Annotated in this window: 20 protein-coding genes; 4 read left to right on the top strand and 16 right to left on the bottom strand. The window is 62.8% G+C overall.

What is annotated here, in order from left to right; translation table 11 throughout:
• Positions 1-28: 28 nt before the first annotated feature.
• The 9 genes from JQ575_RS15140 to JQ575_RS15100 form a co-directional block, all read right to left on the bottom strand.
• Positions 29-658 (bottom strand): CvpA family protein, encoded by a 630-nt coding sequence (locus JQ575_RS15140; RefSeq protein WP_192740670.1) that lies wholly within the window; start codon positions 656-658, stop codon positions 29-31.
• Positions 659-824: 166 nt separating this feature from the next.
• Positions 825-2,300 (bottom strand): DNA repair protein RadA, encoded by a 1,476-nt coding sequence (radA, locus tag JQ575_RS15135; protein ID WP_212034043.1) that lies wholly within the window; start codon positions 2,298-2,300, stop codon positions 825-827.
• A gap of 84 nt (positions 2,301-2,384) precedes the next feature.
• On the bottom strand, positions 2,385-3,521 hold the full coding sequence (locus JQ575_RS15130; protein ID WP_212034191.1) for a threonine synthase: 1,137 nt from the start codon (positions 3,519-3,521) through the stop codon (positions 2,385-2,387).
• 16 nt (positions 3,522-3,537) lie between these two features.
• On the bottom strand, positions 3,538-4,002 hold the full coding sequence (locus JQ575_RS15125; RefSeq protein ID WP_212034042.1) for a hypothetical protein: 465 nt from the start codon (positions 4,000-4,002) through the stop codon (positions 3,538-3,540).
• Between the two features lie 67 nt (positions 4,003-4,069).
• On the bottom strand, positions 4,070-5,473 hold the full coding sequence (locus JQ575_RS15120; RefSeq protein ID WP_212034041.1) for an adenylate/guanylate cyclase domain-containing protein: 1,404 nt from the start codon (positions 5,471-5,473) through the stop codon (positions 4,070-4,072).
• Positions 5,474-5,596: 123 nt separating this feature from the next.
• A complete protein-coding gene (locus tag JQ575_RS15115) occupies positions 5,597-6,295 on the bottom strand; it encodes an HAD family phosphatase (RefSeq protein WP_212034040.1) in 699 nt (232 codons plus the stop codon).
• Between the two features lie 105 nt (positions 6,296-6,400).
• Positions 6,401-6,832, bottom strand: coding sequence for a hypothetical protein (locus JQ575_RS15110; RefSeq protein ID WP_212034039.1), 432 nt, complete (start codon positions 6,830-6,832; stop codon positions 6,401-6,403).
• A 73-nt stretch (positions 6,833-6,905) separates the two neighbouring features.
• On the bottom strand, positions 6,906-7,790 hold the full coding sequence (locus JQ575_RS15105; RefSeq protein WP_212034038.1) for a prohibitin family protein: 885 nt from the start codon (positions 7,788-7,790) through the stop codon (positions 6,906-6,908).
• Positions 7,791-8,892: 1,102 nt separating this feature from the next.
• Positions 8,893-9,633 carry a sulfite exporter TauE/SafE family protein gene (locus JQ575_RS15100; RefSeq protein ID WP_212034037.1) on the bottom strand — a complete coding sequence of 247 codons (741 nt, stop codon included), beginning with the start codon at positions 9,631-9,633 and terminating at the stop codon, positions 8,893-8,895.
• A gap of 213 nt (positions 9,634-9,846) precedes the next feature.
• On the opposite strand from JQ575_RS15100, the gene JQ575_RS15095 reads away from it, so the two are divergent.
• Positions 9,847-10,215 (top strand): GFA family protein, encoded by a 369-nt coding sequence (locus JQ575_RS15095; RefSeq protein ID WP_212034036.1) that lies wholly within the window; start codon positions 9,847-9,849, stop codon positions 10,213-10,215.
• A 30-nt stretch (positions 10,216-10,245) separates the two neighbouring features.
• Here the strand turns inward: JQ575_RS15095 and JQ575_RS15090 are convergent, their stop codons facing one another.
• Positions 10,246-10,974, bottom strand: a complete 729-nt coding sequence (locus JQ575_RS15090) for an adenylate/guanylate cyclase domain-containing protein (RefSeq protein WP_212034190.1) — start codon at positions 10,972-10,974, stop codon at positions 10,246-10,248.
• 157 nt (positions 10,975-11,131) lie between these two features.
• On the opposite strand from JQ575_RS15090, the gene JQ575_RS15085 reads away from it, so the two are divergent.
• The gene (locus tag JQ575_RS15085) at positions 11,132-11,581 is read left to right on the top strand and encodes a cupin domain-containing protein (protein WP_212034035.1); all 450 of its coding nucleotides are present in this window, start codon (positions 11,132-11,134) and stop codon (positions 11,579-11,581) included.
• Positions 11,582-11,634: 53 nt separating this feature from the next.
• Here JQ575_RS15085 and JQ575_RS45700 read toward each other — a convergent pair whose 3' ends face one another.
• Positions 11,635-11,871: an HGGxSTG domain-containing protein gene (locus tag JQ575_RS45700; RefSeq protein WP_212034034.1), complete on the bottom strand. Its 237-nt coding sequence runs from the start codon at positions 11,869-11,871 to the stop codon at positions 11,635-11,637.
• Between the two features lie 56 nt (positions 11,872-11,927).
• Entirely contained in the window at positions 11,928-12,701 is a 774-nt protein-coding gene (locus JQ575_RS15075; RefSeq protein ID WP_409364789.1) for a hypothetical protein, read from the bottom strand.
• Between the two features lie 297 nt (positions 12,702-12,998).
• Here JQ575_RS15075 and JQ575_RS15070 point away from each other — a divergent pair, with 297 nt between their 5' ends.
• A complete protein-coding gene (locus JQ575_RS15070) occupies positions 12,999-15,698 on the top strand; it encodes a fused MFS/spermidine synthase (RefSeq protein WP_212034033.1) in 2,700 nt (899 codons plus the stop codon).
• Positions 15,699-16,007: 309 nt separating this feature from the next.
• Positions 16,008-16,214 (top strand): hypothetical protein, encoded by a 207-nt coding sequence (locus JQ575_RS15065; RefSeq protein ID WP_212034032.1) that lies wholly within the window; start codon positions 16,008-16,010, stop codon positions 16,212-16,214.
• A 277-nt stretch (positions 16,215-16,491) separates the two neighbouring features.
• Here JQ575_RS15065 and JQ575_RS15060 read toward each other — a convergent pair whose 3' ends face one another.
• From JQ575_RS15060 to JQ575_RS15045, 4 genes are all read right to left on the bottom strand, one after another.
• Positions 16,492-16,872, bottom strand: a complete 381-nt coding sequence (locus tag JQ575_RS15060; protein WP_212034031.1) for a hypothetical protein — start codon at positions 16,870-16,872, stop codon at positions 16,492-16,494.
• A gap of 90 nt (positions 16,873-16,962) precedes the next feature.
• Complete coding sequence (locus tag JQ575_RS15055) at positions 16,963-17,733, bottom strand: exodeoxyribonuclease III (protein WP_212034030.1); 771 nt, start codon at positions 17,731-17,733, stop codon at positions 16,963-16,965.
• 15 nt (positions 17,734-17,748) lie between these two features.
• Complete coding sequence (gene alr / locus JQ575_RS15050) at positions 17,749-19,044, bottom strand: alanine racemase (RefSeq protein ID WP_212034029.1); 1,296 nt, start codon at positions 19,042-19,044, stop codon at positions 17,749-17,751.
• A 176-nt stretch (positions 19,045-19,220) separates the two neighbouring features.
• A complete protein-coding gene (locus JQ575_RS15045) occupies positions 19,221-20,723 on the bottom strand; it encodes a replicative DNA helicase (RefSeq protein ID WP_212034028.1) in 1,503 nt (500 codons plus the stop codon).
• Between the last annotated feature and the right edge of the window lie 118 nt (positions 20,724-20,841).

Below are 20,841 nucleotides of genomic sequence, written 5' to 3'. Positions count from 1 at the left end.
CGTCCATCGCCTCTCTTTTGGCCAAGAGTTACTTGCTCGCAGGTTTCTCGATCAGCTTTTTAAGGCCGTCGCGGGCAGGTTTGCTGTAGCCATCGCCGGACGCCGGGGCTGCCGGCTCGGCGTCAGTTGAATCGTCGTCGGGTTTATTCTTCTTGAATCTCTTTAAGATGGTGTTCTCAGGGTCGTCAGGCAAGAGCGCCATTAACCAATCTCCGGTTCCCTGCAGCACCATCCGGGACTTCGCCCCGGTGATCCAGTCGGGCCGCTGCTTGTCCGGAACCAGCCAGCTGAAGAACAGGAAGGCGACGACCACGATCAGGAGGCCGCGGGCCAGACCGAACAGGAAGCCGAGGGTGCGATCCAGCGCGCCGATTCGGGAATCCAGGATCATGTCCGAAATCCGCACGGTAATGATCGACACTACGACCAAGGTCGCGATGAAGGTGCCGGCTACCACCACCACGGCCGCCACCGTGTCGTTATTGAAATAAGTTTTGGCGGTCGGCAGCAGCTTTGAGAAAGCATACAGCGTGACCAGGGCCGCGGCGCCCCAGGCCGCGATCGATAGAATCTCGCGCATGAAGCCGCGCACCATGGCGAGCAGCCCCGAAATCAGCATCACACCAAGCAGGACGAGATCGAGTATCGTTATCGGCATCGGCTGGTCAGGTCCGCTCGTAAATGCTCAAAGTCTTCGAATCGGCGTGTCGGTGCCGTTCTAGGTGACGGTCATATGGCGTGGCCCGCAAGGCCGGATATCACGCCATCCCACGCGCCTTTCGCGCGCGTTGTATAGCGGCGAGGGGGCGTAAGGTCACGCCGCTTTAGCCGTTCTCGCGACGGAATCGCGCCGGTGTGGCATTTTTCTCCGCTGGGCCCTCGCGATTGGCCTCCCGGTTACCCTCTCGATTGGCTCTGGGCGTGCCTCGCGCGGCAATTTCAGCGACCAGGCTGGTCAATCCACCGACGCTGTTCAGCACCAGGCCCGCGTCGCCGCCGGCCTCGCCACGCGCCGATTCGGGCAGTATCGCGCGGCCAAAGCCGAGTTTTGCCGCCTCCTTCAGCCGCGCCGAGGTTTGCGCCACCGGCCGGACCGCGCCGGACAGGGAAATCTCGCCGAAATAGACTGCATCCGTCGGCAGCGGCGCGTTGACCAGCGACGACACCAGCGCGGCGGCGGCCGCGACGTCGGCCGCGGGCTCCTGAATCCGCAACCCGCCGGCCACGTTCAGATAGACGTCGTAGCCGGACAGTTTGACCCCGCAATGGGCCTCCAGCACTGCCAGCACCATCGAGAGCCGGCTCGGGTCCCAGCCGACCACGGCGCGCCGGGGCGTGCCGAGGGTGGTCGGCGCCACCAGCGCCTGCAATTCCACCAGCACCGGACGGGTGCCCTCGATGCCGGCGAACACAGCGGTGCCGGGACTGCCGAGGTCGCGCTCCGACAGGAACAATTCGGACGGGTTCGAGACCTCGCGCAGGCCGAGGCCCGTCATCTCGAACACGCCGATTTCATCGGTCGGGCCGAAGCGGTTTTTCGCTGCGCGCAGGATCCGGAACTGCTGCGAGCCTTCGCCCTCGAATGACAGCACTGCATCGACCATGTGCTCGACCACGCGGGGGCCGGCGATCTGGCCGTCCTTGGTCACGTGCCCGACCAGGATGATGGTGGCCCCGGATTTCTTGGCAAACCTGATCAGCGCCTGCGCGGAGGCGCGGACCTGGGTGACCGTTCCGGGAGCTGATTCCACCGTATCGGTCCACATGGTCTGGATCGAATCGATCACGATCAGGCGCGGCACCGCGCCCTCGGACAGCGTCGAGACGATATCTTCGACGGAGGTCTCGGCCGCGAGCTGCACCGGCGCGTCGGCAAGGCCGAGTCGTTCCGCGCGCAGCCGCACCTGGGCGACGGCTTCTTCGCCTGAAATGTAGACTGCGCGGTGCCCCGCACGCGCCATCATGCTGGTGGCCTGCGTCAGCAGCGTCGACTTGCCGATGCCGGGATCGCCACCGACCAGCAGCACCGAGCCGCGGACGAAGCCGCCACCGGTGACGCGATCGAGTTCGACCATGCCGGAGGAGAGCCGGGGAGCGTCCTGACTTTTGCCGGTCAGCGATTCCAGCGCAAACGTCCGGCCCCGGCGTTTGGAGCGGATCGAGACCGGCATCGAGGTCGCGCCTGATGTGTCCTCCTCGGACAGCGTGTTCCACTCGCCGCAGGCCTCGCACTTGCCCTGCCAGCGATTAAACGCCGCGCCGCAGTTCTGGCAGACAAAGGAGAGGGTGGATTTGGCCATGAAGTCCCGGTGAGGCGCTTGTTCTTATTTTGTTCTATAGCGGTTCCAGAGCCAAGTCAAAGGCTGGGAGGGCCCAAGCCGAAATCAAAACAGCTCTGCAATCGTGGACGCCGTCTTGATGCCGGTGCCTGAAATCAACAGCACCGTGTTTTCGCGCTCCTTGATGACGCCTCGCGCCGTAAGCTTTGCGAACGCCGCCGCGACGCTGGCCGATGTCGGCTCGACGAACAGGCCAAGCCGCGCCAGCCGCCTCAGGGCTGTAACGATCTCGTCCTCGGAAACCGCGACCGATTCGCCACCGCTGTCTTTCAAGGCGTGGATCATTTCCTTGAGCCGCAGCGGATGCGCGATCGCGGTGCCTTCGGCGATCGTCTTGTGGACGGCGCGTTCGACCGGCGTGTCGACGCCGGCCTGGAAGCTCGCGTCGAGCGGCGAACAGTTCAGCGGCTGCGCGGCAAACAGTCTTGGAAGTTTGCTTATCTGGCCGGCGGCGAGCAATTCGGAGAACCCGATATGGCAGCCGAGCAGGTTGCTGCCCGCGCCGACCGGGATGATGATGTTGTCGGGCACCGCGAAATTGAAATCTTCCCATATCTCATAGGCGACCGACTTGGTCCCCTGCAGGAAGAACGGCTGCCAGTTGTGGCTGGAGTAGAAGATCTCGCTGGACTGGCGGATCGCCTCGCGCTGGGACTCTTCGCGCGGCCCTTCGACCAGCTGCACCTCGGCGCCATAGGCGCGAACCTGCGCGACCTTGGCGGGCGACGTATAGGCGGGCGCGAGTATCTTCACCCGCATGCCGCCGGCCGCGCCATAGGCCGCAACCGACGCCCCGCCATTGCCGGAGGAGTCTTCGAGCACCGCATCGATGCCGAGCTGCCGCACATAGGACAGCATCACCGTGGTGCCGCGGTCCTTGAAGCTGCAGGTCGGGTTGAACCATTCCAGCTTGAAGAACGGCCGGAAGTCGTCCCATTCCTTTTGCACCAGCGGCGTGCAGCCCTCGCCGAGCGAAATCGGTTTTGCAATTTCCACCGGCAGCGAGGCTCGGTAGCGCCATAGCGATCGCGTGCCGCGATCGATGTCTTCACGGCCGATGCCGGGCTGCGGATTGATCAGCAGCGGCTTCTGCCCGTCGGCGCACCAGCGCGGAACATCCAGCGGATAACGGTCGCCGCTGCGCGGTTCGACGTAGAAGGAGTCGTTTGGATTTGGTTTAATTTTGGGGCATTTGGACCTATTTCAATCGCTGCTTCAGAATGTGAACGGCGGTCGAGGCGGCAAGCCAGAGCTGCAGCCTGTAGCGATCATCTCCGCTTAGCCCGTCTTTCGAAAGTGTATCAAGTGCCCCGTAGGAAACTCGGACCCGATAGGTACCTGGCGGAACCTCGAAGCGCTTTGCGTCCGGGAAGTAGTCAGTGCAACCGGCGATTACGATCCGTCCAGAAGCCACGTCCAAGCCGGCTTCAACCACGTGATCCCATTCAGAGAAGTCATCCTCCGGCGCATGCTCGAGAATATCCACTGTGACCGGGACATCCATGTTTCGTACCGTGCCGATGCCAACCGTCCCCGGGGCCAGCGCCAGCAATCGGTCAGTTGCCTCTTCATTCCAGGCCTGAGAAAGGTCGCCTTTTGCCGCCTCATCCTGGATGTAGAATTGGAAGTAGTCGGCGAATAGAACAAGCTCGAATGACTTCATGAACTACCTTGCCCGACGGTTGGGTCCAATGAGCGCGGCGTCATAGCATGAATTGGCTTGGCATGAATCAGGTCGCCTCGTAATCCCGCGTCCATATTCCAACCGGTTGCTCGAGGCCGCGAACGGTCCGGGCCGGCTTTTTGACCAGATGCAAAAAGTCGTCACTCGAACTGCCGGTTTCTGCCCGCGCCCGCTGTACCAGTTCGTCGCTGGCCACCAGTGCGCAGCCGTATTCGCGGGTTAGTGCTTCAAGGCGGCTTGCGGCGTTCACCGCCGTGCCGATCACGGCGAATTCGAGCCGGTTCAGGCCGATATCGCCGAGCACGACCTGACCGAAGTGCAATCCGACGCTGAGCTGGATCGGCGGCTCGTTGCGGGTTTTTCGTTCGCGGTTGAGTTCGGCGATCGACCCGATCATGGCCTGCGCGCAGCGCAGCGCATTGCCGGCGTCGGAATCGCTGGTGAAGGGCGTGCCGAACGTCGCCATCAATCCGTCGCCGAGATATTTGTCCAGCGTTCCCAAGTGCCGAAAAACTTCCCGTTCCATCCGCTCGTGGAACTGGCGCAGCGTTCCGATTACTTCCATCGGGCTGCGGCCGTCCGCATAGGCGGTGAAATCAACGATGTCAGCGAACAGCACCGCGACATTCTGCGTCCGCACTTGTTTGAGCGGATCGTCGTTCTTGGACAGCTGTTCGACGACATTGGGGGAAAAATAACGCGCCAAATTGGTGCGTTCGCGCTCGATGCCGGCGTGGCTGATCAAGAGGGCGTTCGAGCGTCGCGCCGCCAGCGCCAGCGTCATGGCGACGATCAGGAAGACGGTGATCTGCTGGAACCGCGCCCCAAACCCGATCGACGAAGGATCGATGATGTCGAACAGCCTGACGTCGGAGCCGACAGCGGCCCGCACCCGTTCCGACAGCGCAGCGTGGGTTTGCGGTTGCAGGTAAACCCAGCCGACGCCGATCGCCCACAGCGCCGAGGTCCAGAACCCCATCGCCACAACGGTGCGCCATGAATAGGCCAGCGTCGCGGTGCCCAGGAAAACAAAGAAGTAAATGAAGCTGTCGAACCTGTACTGCATCGCGAGTGGCCAATCGACCGTGCTCCAGGGATTGGGTACGACTGTCAGGAAAGTCATCAGCAGCAGGTCACAAAATATCAGAATAAGCTCCGGCCACGACCGCTCGGCCTTGCCGACCTTGAGCTGGGCCCAGCCGATCAGGGCGAACAGGCCCAGCATCAGGACGTAATAGAGAACTTCCCACTCGGGATTGATGATCGGCAGGGTTGCGGCCGTCACCGCCAGCGCGACCCAACGGGCGCGAACGGCGAGCAGCAAACCCTCGCGCTTGCTGTCGGTAAGCGCGGCCTCCGCGAATTTCAGGGTGTCTTGTCGGGCGTCGCCCCGTTTGGCCGGCTCGTTCCCGGGATCGTTGATATCAACTACGTCAGCTATTGCGCTCAAGACATCGCCCTCAAGGCCGAATTGATCGGATCATGCGTTATGCCATGGTAGCGGGCATTGTTGGCGTCAGCATGATCTCATCCGGCGGCGTTTTTCAACGGTACGCGATGTCCCTGGGGCGTCCTAGCTTTTGAAAAATTCAAGGGCGACGTGCTCGACGTGCGACCACGAATGCGCCAGGTGGACGGCGCCGGCATCGCGCAGCCTGAGATCATGGCCATCGCGAATATGACTGGCCGTGCACAGCCCGACGACGGTCATGCCAGCAGCAACCGCCGCCCTGATCCCGCTGGCGCTGTCCTCGATCATAAGACATTCCTCCGGACCCACGCCCAATTTGCCTGCAGCGAACAGAAAGATGTCCGGATGCGGCTTTCCTCTCGCGACCATATCGGCGCTGAAAACATGACTGCCGAACTCCGCTTCCAGCGCCAACACCGAAAGGCATAGCTGCAGCCGATCCAACGAACTGGACGATGAGATGCACCGGGGCAGATGGGAAAAACGCCTGATGAAATCCGACGCTCCACTCACTTCCTTTAAATCCGTCCGGAACCGCTCGAAGGTGGCAAGCTTGAGCTGGTCGGAGAAATCCGCAGGTAGCGGTTTTCCGATTGCCGCTTCGATCTCAGCCACGGCTTCATCCCATCTCCGGCCGGAATAGCGCGCAAGCGCCTGGTCGAGCGTCGTTGAATGACCGAGGCCGGTGACGGTTTCCGCCAGAACGGTATTGGCGATTGCCTCGCTGTCAGCGATGACGCCGTCGAAGTCGAAAATCAATGCACCCACGATTATCAATTCCAGGAAGAGATAGAGGTTCACACATTAGCACGCGGTCCCGCATGAAATGGACTGAGGTGACCGAATGCAGTCCAACAATTTCTGTTGCGGTGTGTATCACCGGAGGCTCGGGCAGAGGGGCTGCGTCTATCGCTTGGCGGCACCGCTCCCGGCCTTGCAGCGCAGATATGGCTTGCCGTCGATCTTGATGGTGCCGTTTGGGCCGGGGGCGAGCTTGACGGTCGCTTTCCGTGGCTCGACGCCCTTGTTGAAATAATCCCAGAATTCAAAACAGGTGACCGAGAGATTGATGCCGTCTCCGAGCACGGTCTTGCGGTCGATCCGGCAGTGATTTTCATACTGGTCGACCATCGGCGCGGGCTTGCCGCCGATCGGCTTGCTCATGTCGATGAGCGTCTTGCTGTCGGGGCCTTCCTTGTTGCGGCAATCCTTCGCCGTCCTGGCCCAGAGCCCGTCAAAACTCTCCGCGACTTGCGACGCCGGCGTCGCGGCTTCCGACGCAGGCGTGACGACGGTGAAAGCGAGCGCGATGCCCGCCATGGTGATGACAATTCGCATGGGACCTGTTCCTGAGACGATGATGCCTGAGATCGCAATCCCAGGCATCGCCGCTTCCGGATGTTTTGGAGGATTATTTGACCGAGACGAACGGCACCGCGGAGCCGGGCACCATGGTGGTCGGCAGCACGCCGTTCCAGCGCTCGGCCTGCACCAGGGTGACGAGGTTCGGGTTGGTGCCGAGCGCCTTGGCGCGGGCTTCGATCGCGGCGGCTTCGGCTTCGCCGGTCAGTTTGATGTTGGTGGCGCGGGCTTCGCCGTTCAGCCGCAGTGCGTCGGCGGAGGCCTGGGCTTCGGCGCGGACGGCGTTGGCCTTGGCGTTGGCTTGCGTGACCGTGATCTGCGCCTGAACCTTCTCGCGCTCGGCGTTCTGCTGCAGCTTCTGCACCTCGACTTCGGCCAGCATGCGCTGCTCGATCGAATGCAGATAGGTCGAGCTGAACTCGATGTTCTCGAGCTGCACGCTCTCGACGATGATCATCGGATCATCCTTGAGCGAAGCGGTAATGGCGTCCCGGATCGCGTTGTTGAGGGCGCCGCGCTCCTGAATGGCTTTCACCGCGGTATAGCGGCCGAACACGATCTTGACCTGCTGGTTGACCGCAGGGCTGACCACCTGATTGACCGCCGCCTGCAGCCGGCCGAATTTGGCGTAGAGATCCGTTACCTTTTCCGGCGATGCCCGCAACGTGACGCTGATCTTGAGATCGGCGGGCTGCTGGTCGTAGGAATAGGAATTCATCTTGTCCCAGGAGAAGGTAGTGGTCTTGACGCTGACCTTCTCGACGCTGTCGATCAGCGGGATCTTGAAACCGAGGCCCGGCTGTGCGGTGCCGATGACCGCGCCATAGCGCAGCAGCACGCCGCGCTCGGTCTGATCGACGGTGTACCAGCTTCCGGCTGCAATCAGGCCGATGGCGATGACGGCAACGACGGCGCCGATAATGCCCCTGTTCATTTCTAAATCTCCTGTGGCTGAACATGAGTGTTCACGCCAAGCAACGTCTAAGGCCTCATCCGGAATTGGATGTGATGCACGTCACTTCGTCTCCTGGACCGAAGGGTTGGTTCAGATCGGAAAGGAGGATTTGGCAGGCGAGGGCCGACACAGTCGGGCCAGCCCGGCGGCCGAAAGCTCAGCCGTTGGCCCCGGTCGCGTACGACCCGGAGCGCATGGCTCCAAGGCCGTTGATTGAACCATGCGATCCTGCGTCTCGGGCGCAGCCGGCGGGCGGTATGGACTAGCGACGTCCTGCTCGTTTGAGTTCGGCGACCTGACGCTTCTCCCCGGCCAGCTTCCCCCCGGCGAGCAGGCCGCTGCAAAGCCAGCGGGCTTCTCGTTCTACCATGCCTAAAAACTGTCTGGTGTCCTTGCACTCCGCGTAGGTTTTGTAGGTGAGTGTGTCCGTGCACGTTGGCGAGTAAGTTCCAAATATCCCCGCCGAATAGCTGCATCCAACCCAGGGGGCGTTGCCGGATTTGAAGCTTGTTTCGCAACCACCGTTGCAACTGCTGCTGGCTCTCTCAAGCTTGGCAATCTTCCCTAATACTGAATCCGGCGCAGCCGATGGCGTGCGAGCGGTTAGCGTATGAGCGGTTGGCGATGTCCGGCGAGATGCACCTGCTGCCTGCCTCGGCAGCTGCGTCGGCTTTGGCCTTGCCTGCTTCGGCGCTTCGACTGTGATGGTAGGAAGCGGGGTGGCGGAGCCTGCTGCGGTTTGCGACATCGCCGTACCGTTCAGGCCGCACAACAACGCAGTTGACAGGATAGCGACAGCTGAGGGCGCGACAAGGCCTGACGACATTCTCATGACATGTCCTTCCAAATCCGGGACGGAGATCGTCCCGACATGTGCACGGTATCATACATTCCGAATTGCGCTACCGAGGGTTGAAGAAATATCTGCCGATGACTCGGCCAGGAGAACGCCGACCGCTCACTTGAAGCCGTTGCGATGTCTGCTTTTTGGGCACTTACGTCATTTCGCTACGACGCGGAATTTGGTCCGCGATTAGCGCATGGCGGACCCGACAAGCCGTCCGCTCGGTGATTTAAGGGTTCACGGCCCAGGCGAGCTATTCCACAACGCATTCCAGAACATGGAAAGGCCGGCCACCAGCATGATGCCGTCCATCAGCAGGCGAAACATCTGGGGCTGCAGGTGCAGCACGAAGCGCTTGGCGATGAAGGCGCCGAACATCAGCGAGGAGCCTGCAACCAGGCCTTTCAGCGCAACATCTGATGTCAGCGCGCCGAAGCGTTCGAAGGTAACCGATTTGCTCAAGTAGAGTCCGAGCGAGCTTGCGGCTTCGGTGGCGAGAAACGCGCCCTTGTTCAGCCCGTAAAACAGAAACAGCGGCACGCTGAGCGGGCCGGTCGACACCACGATGCCGGTGAGATAGCCGATAACGGCGCCACCGACGGCGAGATGCCAGAGCCGCGCTTTAAGCTGGTGGCGGTCAAGCCAATGCCGCACCGGCACCATCGCGATCAGAAACAGCCCGATCGCGATATCGACGGCGTGGGACGGCAAAGCCAGCAGCGTCCGGGCGCCGAGTGCCGCAGCCGGAATGCCGGTGACCGAATAAGCGAGGCAGGCGCGCCAGTCGACCTCACGCCACCATGCCAGGATACGTGACAGGTTGGCCATCACGGCCGCCACCGCCATGATCGGCACGGCTTCCTTCGGCCCGTACTGATAGATCAGCACCGGCATCAGCATGATCGACGAGCCGGTGCCGACGATGCCGCTGATGGTGCCGGCGAGAAGCCCGACCGTGAGGACGAAGAGGAAACCCAAGGCTTGCTCCCAAGACTTAATCCGAAGACTTGCTCCGCGACTCGATCCGGCGGGAGGGGAACGCTAGCAACATTCGCAGCGCCGCGGCAACGCACTCCGATCACGTTTGACGGCGTCTTGCCGGAAGGCATCGGCGCGCTTGCTGCTGACATAATGCTGGCAGCAGGTAGCGGTTATGAACTTCGCGCCAGATCATTCGGAAGGGAACAGATCGTGCCAATCAAGGGAAGCTGCCATTGCGGCCAGACGCAATTCGAGGTGAACGAGCTGCCGGCCGACGTGACCCGCTGCACCTGTTCGTTCTGCTCGAAGCGCGGCGGACTATGGGCCTATTACACGCCCGCGCAATTTCGTCTGATCTCGCCGCCGGAAAATGTTGCCACTTACCAGTGGGGCAGCCGCACCATCAAACATCATTTCTGCGCCAATTGCGGCTGCGGGACGTATGGGGAATCGCCCGATTGGTCGACCGGCAAGCCGGACTTCGAAAATCCCAAGGTCGCCGTCAATGCGCGGCTGTTCAACGACGTCGATCTCGACGCCGTGCCGGTGACGGTCATCGACGGCAAGAACCTCTGGTGAGCGACGACGACCTCTGGAAGCGCGGCCGGGCTATGCCGCGTAAAGCTCGATCAGGGCATCGAATCCCTTGAGCTGGAAGGTCTTCGAATGACTGTCCTGCAAATCCGGTAGGGCGCGCTGATAGACCTCCTGCGTCACGAGTATCTGGTCGGCTTCGGCGACCGACTGCGCGCGCGAGGCGGTGTTGACGACGGTGCCGATGGCGGTGAGGTCGCGGTGTGACCGGCCGAACTCGCCAAAACTGAGTTCGCCTGCGTGAATGCCGATACCGATCCCGAGGTCGCCGGCGTTCAGGCCGAGCGCGGCTGCAAGACCGTCGCGCCGTTCGCGCCAGTTGTTCTGGATATCGCGCGCCGCGAGCAGGGCATTGCGGACATGGTCGTCGCGCCGCAACGGAAAATTGAAGACGGCCATGACGGCGTCGCCGATCGTCTTGTTGAGGAGCCCCTCATGCCGCCAGATCGCGTCGGCGCATTCATCGTAGAAGGCATCGAGCAGGCCCGACACGGCCTCCGGTGATTTCGACTGGGACAGGCTGGTATAGCCGCGCAGATCGGCAAACATCACGGTCGCGTCGATGGTGATCTTGCGGGCTCGCATCACCTTCGTGAACATCAGCTCGCAGATCGTGCAGGTGTTGGGGTTCATTCGGCTCGGGCGAACGCCAAATGCCCGGAACGGCACCGAGATGACCCCGCGGAGCGGCACGGGCATGTGCATCTGCTCCCAGCAGCCCTTGCAGAAACGCGAATGTTGCAGCGCCGCCATCGTTCACCATGCGTCGCGGGAGTGGCAGGTTTGTTGATGCTACAGTTGCCGGCGGGTGCCAGCAAGGCAGCATGCGGGTTCCTCCCGGCTGGCGGTCGCGGGCAAAGCTGCTAGGATTGCTCCAAATCCAAAAAAACGGAGGATCGCCATGGACGCCGGTACGCCGAAACACCCAGAGACCGCAGACGCGCATTCGCATCTCGTCCGCCCGGCCGACATGGAGTGGCAGAAAACCCGTTTCCCCGGTTGCGAAGCCAAGACGCTGCTGTTCGATCGCAAGACCGGCCTGATGACCGCGCTGATGAAGTTTGCGCCCGGCGCGGTGCTGCCCGACCATGAGCACGTCAACATCGAGCAGACCTACGTGCTCGAAGGCAGCCTGGTCGACAAGGAGGGGCCGGCGCAGGGCATCGTATGCAAGGCCGGCGAATACATCTGGCGCGAGCAGGGCAGCCGTCACGTCGCCTGGTGCCCCGAGGGCGGGCTGATGCTCGCGATCTTCCAGGTCCCGAACAAGTTCTTCGAGGCCGACGGCCGCGTCGTCGACGCCGCAGGCGAGGACTGGGATCAGATCTGGGGGCACACGAAGAAGGGCTGATTACCGGGCAGGGAGCCGCCCACACCGCCGACTCAGGATCCGGCGGCGCGAAATCATTTCATCTGTTGCAGCAGCTTGCGTGCATCGGCCAACATGGCCTGAATCTGCTTGCGCTCGGCAGTGGCGGCCTTTGTGAAGAGGCCGTGCTTGCGCGCGTTCTGGTTTCCCATTGGCGCGCCGGATTCCGGTGCACCGCCGTGCATGCGGCAGCGCCTTTTGCCGCGCACTGCCGGCGAGCGGCATGATCCGCCGGAACGGATTTTTGCCCCGCAACGCGGGCTCGCCAGCATTGGGCGGGTGTTGGGGGAGCGATTGCTCACGCCTACGATCGGCGTTTGGCGTTGAGTCAATCGTGCTCCCGTGTTCGACGATGGGGCGTCGAGCCCTTCACGGACGCTGGACTCTTGTCCGAAACGATCACGCTCGCATGCTGCGTGACGTTGCCGACAATCGCTTTGCCACCATTCCCGACCGACAAGTTCTGCACGGTGATGGCAGGCTCGCCCTTGTTGCGATAGCGGGTGAGCGCCTCGATCTGGGCGGGGAACGTGCGGGCCAGCCTGCCCAATGCGCGCACGGCGCTGTCTTGCTGGACGACGTCATCCGCGCCTGCGAGGCGATAGGCACTTCGCATCGCCAGCACATGGACGGACACCATCTGCGCTACCAGCATGGCTTCGATGGAATCCCTCGGCTTGATACTTTCCATCATTGAAATCATGAAGGCGAGCTTGGCCGGGTCGGGCTGCCGCCCGTTTACGCTGGCTTTCAGCAGTTGTTGCAGGATGCCATGCATCGCGTCGCGATCGGCGACCCCCAACGCGTCTGCCATCAGCCGTTCGGCAAATGCGGGATCGGGATGGTCGATGGACACTCCGCTTGTCGAGATTATTAGCCGTGGGGCTGCGGCAGACTTGGGTTGACAGGATGCGGGCATTGCCTGGGGCTTGTTGAGTTCTGGAGGTGTGTCCACGTCGATGTCTCCTCGAGCATGCGCATTAGAAGCGCGCGGTCTGGCAATGCCCGGGCGGTCGTCCGCCGCGCGAGCCGGTGCAACTTCAATTGTCGAAAGGATTTTTTGCCTGCAATCGCGCAGAACAGCCCTGACTGTATAGGCCAAAGGCATTTTGCAGGATGGGGATGATGGATGTGTGCCGGTGATTTGCCCGACGTGTCAAAAGGTTTTTGCGAGCTCGCTCGGAGCCTAAAGCGGCGGCCGCTGCTTTCTTTGCATGGGGTTGTTTTCGATATTCTAGTTGGGAGCGGGAACCGCGCCGCTCGTTGGGTTTCGCCGCGACGACCGTGAAGGCGGCCTTTACCATGGCGCAGGTTAGCGGTTCCCGGCAGCCGGATTAAGACTTTGCTCAGGACTGATTGGCTACCGTACAACCCTAAATTGCCGGTGTGCCAGGGGACTATGTCGCTTTTCAATGCTTCCGATCGGATATCGCCCGACGTTGATCGGCTGGCGATGGTAGTCCGTCTCACGCCGCTGCTGTACGTCGCGACGCTGTTCGTCTCGGCGCTGCTCTTGTTCTCGATCCAGCCGATGTTCGCCAAGATGGTGCTGCCGAAACTCGGCGGCGCGCCAGCGGTGTGGTCGGTGGCGATGGTGTTTTTCCAGACCGTGCTGCTCAGCGGCTATGCCTACGCGCATCTGCTGAACCGTGTGCTTGCGCCGCGTTGGGCTGCAATGTTCCACCTTGCGCTGCTCGGCGCAACCGCGACGATGCTGCCGATCGCGATCGTGCCTGGATGGGGTGTTCCGCCATCGGATGGGACGGCGCTCTGGCTGTTCGGCCTGTTCGCGGTCTCGATCGGCCTGCCGTTCTTTACGCTGTCGGCCAGCGCGCCGCTGCTGCAAAGCTGGTTCGCAGGCAGCGGGCACAGCCGGGCCGGCAATCCCTACGTTCTCTACGCCGCGTCCAACCTTGGTTCGTTCGCGGCACTGTTCGCCTATCCCGTCGTCATCGAACCGTTTCTCACGTTGAAGACGCAGGCGGCGGCGTGGTCGATAGGCTTTGCGCTGCTCGCCATGCTTCTGAGCCTGGTCGCGGTATTGACGTCGCGCGCGAAGCATGTCGCCGCAAAGGCCGAGGTTTCCGACGATATCCGCGCCAGTATCGGCGAACGGATGCGGTGGATCGCTCTCGCCGCGGTACCATCGGGGCTCGTCATCGCGGTCACTGCATTTCTGACGACCGATATCGCCGCCGCACCATTCCTGTGGGTGGTGCCGCTTGCGATCTATCTGCTGACTTTCGTCGCCGTGTTCCGCGAGCGGCCGTGGATCGCCCACGCCAATGTGGTGCGTTTCGTCCCGTTCGCGGTGGCGCCGCTCGCGGTCAGCCTGATTGGCGGTGAGAAGGTGTTCTGGCTGACGACCATCGCCCTCAACCTCGTCGTCTTCGCGCTGCTGACGCTGATGTGCCACGGCGAACTTTACGCGTGGCGGCCGAGCCCGCGGCGGTTGACGGAGTTCTATCTCTGCACGTCCCTTGGCGGGGTGATCGGTGGCGCCTTTGCCGGGCTCGTGGCGCCGCAGATATTCAATGGCAATTACGAATATCCGATCCTGATCGCGCTCGCGCTGTTGTGCGCGCCTGGCATTTTTACCGGAGGCTTCCGCAAGGCGCTGACCGGAGCGTTGCCATGGCTTGCGATCAGCGCAGCGCTGGCGCTGGTCTGGTACGTCACGCGCTATCAGCCGCCGGCGACATTGGAACTGGCTTTCCAGGTCCTGCTGGCGCTGCTGGCCGCGGCGATGCTGTTTCAGCGGCAACGGCCGATGCGCTTCGTCGGGCTCGTGATCCTGAGTTTTGCGGTAACTGCCCTGTGGCGGCCCGGCATTGCGCCGATCGAAACCGCGCGCAGTTTCTTCGGCGTCCATAAGGTCGCGGAGATCAACGGCGGCAGTGCCCGCTTGCTCTACCACGGCACCACCATTCATGGCGCGCAGCGGTTGCGCAACGATGATGGCACGCCGGTCACCGGCCCGCTCTTGCCTCAGACCTATTACTATCCGGGCGGTCCGTACGCACAAGCCATCGGCGCCGCCCGTGCCGCGCGGGGCAGCCTCGACCATGTGGCCGTCGTGGGCCTCGGTACCGGCACGCTGGCCTGTCATCGCAAGGGTAGGGAGCGCTGGACCTTCTTCGAGATCGACCCCGAAGTGATCCGGATCGCGCGCGATCCGCGTCGTTTCGAGTTCCTGTCGAAATGCGCCCCCGATGCGCCTATTGTCGCCGGCGACGCGCGCCTGACACTGGAGGCATCAACCGACCGCTATGATCTGATCGTGCTCGATGCGTTCTCGTCGGATGCAATTCCGGTGCATCTGCTGACGCGCGAAGCGGTTGCGGGTTATCTTTCAAAGCTCACACCGCATGGTGTGATCGTGGTGCACATCTCCAACCGGTACTTCGATCTTGCGCCTGTTGTGGGTAACGTCGCGCAATCGCTTGGGCTGGTCGCCTACCTGCGGGAAGACACCAGCGCCGGCGATCTGCTGACGACGTTGAAGGGCAATGCCCGCCTCGTGGTGGTCGCGCGCGATCCGGCCGATGTCGGCAGCATTGCCAAAAGCTGGACGCCGTTGCAGCCGGACCGGTCGAGCGCGCTGTGGACCGACGATTACTCCAATATGCCGCGTGTTCAGGCGTCGCAATGGCGCGAGGAAGGTGACGAGTTCGACGAAATGATTGGCGCCCGGCAGGCGAAACATCCAGCCGATGAAGGCCGGGATGCCGCCGAGATGCTCGAGCGCGCGCCCGAACGCGGCGATGCCGACGGCATCGAGATCGGGATCGCTGCTGACATAAACGATGCGCTGGCGCTCGAGGCTTGGACGCGCGGGTGCTACCTCGATTGTCAGCCCGTCGGCGGCGCGCCGCATCAGCCAGGCCCACGCCTTGGCGTCGCGACCGGAGTCCGGAAAATGCAGCGTCGCGGTGCGCGCGATATAGGGACGGCGCCGAAAGCGCCAGTCGCGGACCTCGGCACGATAACGCTTCCAGTCTTCCGGCATGGCGAGTGCGATGTGGGCGCGGTTGTACCAGGCGGCGAAAATGCCGTCGAACACCAGAAACATGATCGGCAGCGACCAGGCCGCGCTTGAAGCCACCAGGATCGCGAGCGCCGCCATCACCAATGCCGATGTCAGCTGCATCGGATTGGCAATCGATGCGTAGGGGCCACTGGTCACAACGCGTTTCGGCGGATCGTAGGGGATCGGCGTTCCCCGGCCGACCAACGCGAATTCATGCGCGGCGGCCCAGCCGATCAGCAGCGAGGGCAGTCCGATCAGGAGCGCCACGATCCATCGCCACGGCGTGGCCTGCGCCAGCGCGTCAATGTAGTCGCGCCCCTCCCACGCCAGCACACACGCCGGGAGCACGAGCAGCATGTAGCCGCCCCAACCGAGCGCATGGAAACAGGTCCGCAACACGGGAAAGCGGTCGGCTTCCGTCAAGCGGGCAAGCATCAGCGCCGGAAGAAGCGCGAAGATGACCGCGACGATTTCGCCAATCAGCCAGTTGTCACCGAGCACCACCAGAGGCTTGAGAAGCGGCATGGATATGATGTCGGCGGCGACCAGACCGGCGATCACAAGTGGCATAGGCAATTTGCGTGAGGCCAGCACCGCGATCGGTCCCCACCAGATCGCCCACCCGATCCAGAGATCGACCGGCAGACCGAGGACGGATGCGGCATCCGGTTGAAACCGCCACCAGCCCGCTTGCTGGGCGAACCAATTGAGCAACAGAAGCGCCGGCAATTGCCAGAGGCCGCCCAGCATCGCGGCGGTCGCCTGCCGCGGCGAGCATCGGACCAACACCAGCATCAGCATGGCCGCGAGGGTTGGCCCGATGAGGAGGGCGGTTCTCGCCAGCGCGACGAATCCGGAGCTGTCAGCCACGGCGGCGTTCCCCGTAGAGCCAGCCGATCGCGACCGATGAGGCCAGCAAGGCCGGTACGGCGAGGATCATCGGCGCGAGCCACGGGCCCGACAAGGTGCCGATGGCGCAGCCGGCCACCGTCAATCGCTTGGCCAGCCGCGAGATCAAGGCGGGAGGGTCAGGCGCGAAGGCCAATGCAATGCCGAGCAGCGCCGGAAAGAGGATCGTCAGCGCCATCCGCTCAAGCGGCCAGACATGCTGATAGATCAGCAGTGAAGTGCCGGCACACGCCACGACCACGAATGAGAGGCCCTGCGCCCAGCGATCGCGCCACTGCGGCCGCAGCGGTGTCGATCCATAGGGATAATCCGGACCGGCCTCGGCAGGCGGCATGGCAATGACCTCCGGCGAGAGCCTAGCCGCAAAGCCCTAATGAAGTTTAGGAAACTTGGCTTCAAATGGAAGCAATGCGGCGTTGGCCGTCTACTTCAGCACGATCCACGCCGGCGCGTGATCGCTGGCGCCTTCTTCGCCGCGGATCTTGCGATCGACACCGGCTTTCATCAAGCGCGGCGCGAGCACGGGGCTCAGCAGGAGATGATCGAGCCGCAGCCCGGCGTCGCGTGGCCAGCGGTTGCGCTTGTAGTCCCAGAACGTGAACATCTGACTTGACGGGTGCAGGGTGCGGATCGCGTCGGTCCAGCCTTGCGCCGTCAGCGTCTTGAACGCGGCGCGGCTTTTCGGCTGGATCAGCGCGTCCTTGTCCCAGGATTTGGTCGGATAGATATCCAGTTCGGTCGGCGCGACGTTGTAGTCGCCGGCCAGCACCACGGGGATATCCTGCTTGATGAATTTGGCGGCATGCGAGCGCAACCGTTTGAACCAGTCGAGCTTGTAGTCGAATTTTGGCCCGGGCTGCGGATTGCCGTTCGGCAGATAGAGACTGGTGACGAGGATGCCGTTGACGGCGGCTTCGATGTAGCGCGCCTCGTTATCTCCGGCGTTGCCGGGCAGGGCGGAGCGCGTCAGCACCGGCTCGGCGTTGCGCGCCAGGATGGCGACGCCGTTCCAGGTCTTCTGGCCGCGCCACACCGCGCCGTAGCCGGCCTTCTCGATTGCAGCAGCCGGAAAATCGGCGTCGGTCGATTTCAACTCCTGCAACGCCAAGACATCCGGTCTTGCCGAACGCAGCCAGCGCAGCAGATTGGGCAGGCGGCGATTGACGTTGTTGATGTTGAAGGTCGCGATCTTCATGCCTGACTGGAATTGTCAGGTCGGCAGTGGAGGCGGGGCCTGAGCTGGTGCAGCGGCGGGGTCAGCGGTCGCGGGCACTGGTTCGATTGCCGGTGGCGTTGACGCCGTTACCGACGACGGCTCGGCCTTTGCGTCGCCGCCCTTGTAAATCCGCGCGTAGCGCTTGCCGAGGCTGGTCAGCACTTCATAGCCGATGGTGCCGAAATGGTGGGCGAGTTCATCGACCGTGATGCCTTCGCCGATCAGCGTCACCATGTGGCCACGTCGCACCGCGTTCTTTTCCAGGTCGGTGACATCGACCGCCATCAAGTCCATCGAGACGCGACCCGCGATCGGGCAGCGCTTGCCGGCGACCACCACCTCGGCGCCACGGCTGCCATCATTCGAACTGGCGGCGCGGAAATATCCGTCGGCATAGCCTGCGGAGACGATCGCGACCCGCGTCGGCCGCCGCGCGGTCCAGGTGCCGCCATAACCGACGGTTTCGCCCTTTTCCAGATTGCGGATCTGCACGATGCGCGCCTTCAATTCGACGACCGGCTGCATCGGATTGTCGGCTTCCGGTGTCGGGTTGATGCCGTAGACGGCGGCGCCCGGCCGCACCAATTCGAACTGGAATTGCGGCCCCAGGAAAACGCCGGACGAATTCGCCAGCGACGCCGGCACGCCTGCGAACAGGCTCGCGATTTCGCGGAAGGTCGTAAGCTGCTTGGCGTTGAGCGGGTTGTTGAGGAGTTCGGCGGAGGCGAGGTGGCTCATCACAAGCGTGATGCCGTGATCGCCGGCATTGATGCGCGGAATGATACCTTGCGCCTCGGTCACGGTCAGGCCGAGCCGGTTCATGCCGGTGTCGATGTGAATGGCGGCCCCCCCGGACCAGCCGGAGCGGCGGCAGAACACGTCCCACTCGGCGAGTTCGTTGAGATCGCCGATCACGGGCTTGCAATCGAGCTTGGCGTAGGCGTCGCCGGTGTTCTGGAAGAAGCCGTCGAGCGTATAAATCGTTACGGTGGGCAGAGCCGCGCGGAGCACGCGCGCTTCATCGAGGGTTGCGACGAAGAAGGTCTTGCAACCGGCGTTGGCCAGCGCGCGGCCGACCTGTTCGGCGCCGCAGCCATAGGCGTCCGCTTTCACCACGCCGGCGCATTCGGCCGGCACGGCGGTCTTTTCGAGCTTGCGCCAGTTGGCGACGATGGCGTCGAGATCGACGGTCAGCACGCCGGTGGTGCTCGCCAGCGCGGCGGCCTGGTTCGCCTCGGGCGAGAGCAGGGTGCTGGTCGGGATGGATTTGGGGTCGGATGCGATGTTCATGCCGCATTTTACGCGGGCGAACGCCATGGTTCAACCGCGCAGAAGGCAGGACTGGGGCACGATCGGTCCTGATTGATCAGAACCCGATCGCGATCCAGATTCTTGTTTTGACGTGTTTTCTCGACGCGAACCTGGCACCACCCCGGATCAAGTCCGACGCTTCGCTAAAAACCGCGCTATGGCGCGCGGTAGGGTAGATTATCCCCTTCGGCGAAATCGCTGAACCGCGTGAACTGCCCCTCGAATTGCAGTTGGACCGTACCCGTCGGTCCGTGGCGCTGCTTGGCGATGATGACCTCGGCCTTGCCGTGGGCGAGCTCCATGTCGAGCTTCCATTTCTCGTGCTCGGGCGTACCGATCTTGGGTTCCTTGTTCTGCAAATAGTATTCTTCGCGGTACACGAAAATCACCACGTCGGCGTCCTGTTCGATCGAGCCGGATTCGCGCAAGTCCGCCAATTGCGGGTGCTTGTCGTCGCGGCTTTCGACCTGGCGCGACAGCTGCGACAGCGCGATCACGGGGATATTGAGCTCCTTGGCGAGCGCTTTCAGGCTGGTGGTGATCTCGGTGACTTCCTGCACGCGATTGTCGTTGCCGCGCTTGCCGGAGCCCTGTAGCAGCTGGATGTAGTCGACCACGATGATGTCGAGGCCCTTCTGCCGCTTCAGCCGCCGCGCCCGCGCCGTCAATTGCGAGATCGAAAGGCCGCCCGTTTCGTCGACGAACAGCGGCAAGTGCTCGAGCTTGATGGTGTAGTCACGGATCCTGTCGAATTCGTCCTGCTTGATCCCGCCGCGGCGGATCATGCTGGACGCAATGCCGGTTTGCTCGGCCAGAATACGCGTAGCGAGCTGCTCGGCGGACATTTCGCAGGAGAAGAAGCCGACAACGCCGCCATTGACCGACTTCATGGTGCCGTCGGCTTGAACTTCCGCCTGATGCGCCTCGGCGATGTTATAGGCGATATTGGTGGCAAGCGCGGTCTTGCCCATGCCGGGACGTCCGGCGACGATGATCAAGTCGGACCGCTGCAGGCCGCCCATCTTGGAGTCGAGATCGCGCAGGCCAGTTGAAATGCCGGACAATTTTCCGTCGCGCTGATAGGCGTTGGCCGCCATGTCGAGCGCGGTCTTCATCGCCTGCGCGAAACGCTGGAAGCCGCCGTCGTAACGGCCGGACTCCGCCAGCTCGTAGAGCTGGCGTTCGGCGTCCTCGATCTGCGCGCGCGGGGCGAAATCCACCGGCGCGTCGAACGCGACGTTGACCATGTCCTCGCCGATCCGGATCAGATCGCGGCGCAACGCCATGTCATAGATCGTCCGGCCGTAATCCTGCGCGTTGATAATGGTGGTGGCCTCGGCCGCGACACGGGCGAGGTACTGGCCAACCGTCATGCCGCCAATGTCGGTCTCGGCGGGCAGGAAGGTTTTCAAGGTGACGGGCGTCGCCACCTTGCCCATCCGGATCAGGCTGCCGGCGGTCTCGTAAATCGCCTGGTGGATCGGTTCGAAGAAATGCTTCGGCTCGAGGAAGTCCGAAACCCGGTAGAACGCGTCGTTGTTGACCAGGATCGCGCCCAGCAGACTCTGTTCGGCTTCGATATTGTGCGGCGCACTCCGATAGGCCGGAGTTCCCGCGTCGGGGGCAAGCTTCAGAATGTTCGAATCAGTCAGCGCCATGCTCGGAATTGTTCTTCGGATTTGGGACGGTATTTGCGATGCCGGATTTGGGGTGGCGATAAAGCGCTCCCCTCGTGCCGAGCGGAAGTAGCTACATGCCTTATGCCCGATTCACACA

It is taken from the genome of Bradyrhizobium sp. JYMT SZCCT0428 (assembly GCF_018131075.1).
GTDB lineage: Bacteria > Pseudomonadota > Alphaproteobacteria > Rhizobiales > Xanthobacteraceae > Bradyrhizobium.
Note: the sequence above shows the minus strand (reverse complement) of the source record. Positions and strands in the feature narration are given on the sequence as shown.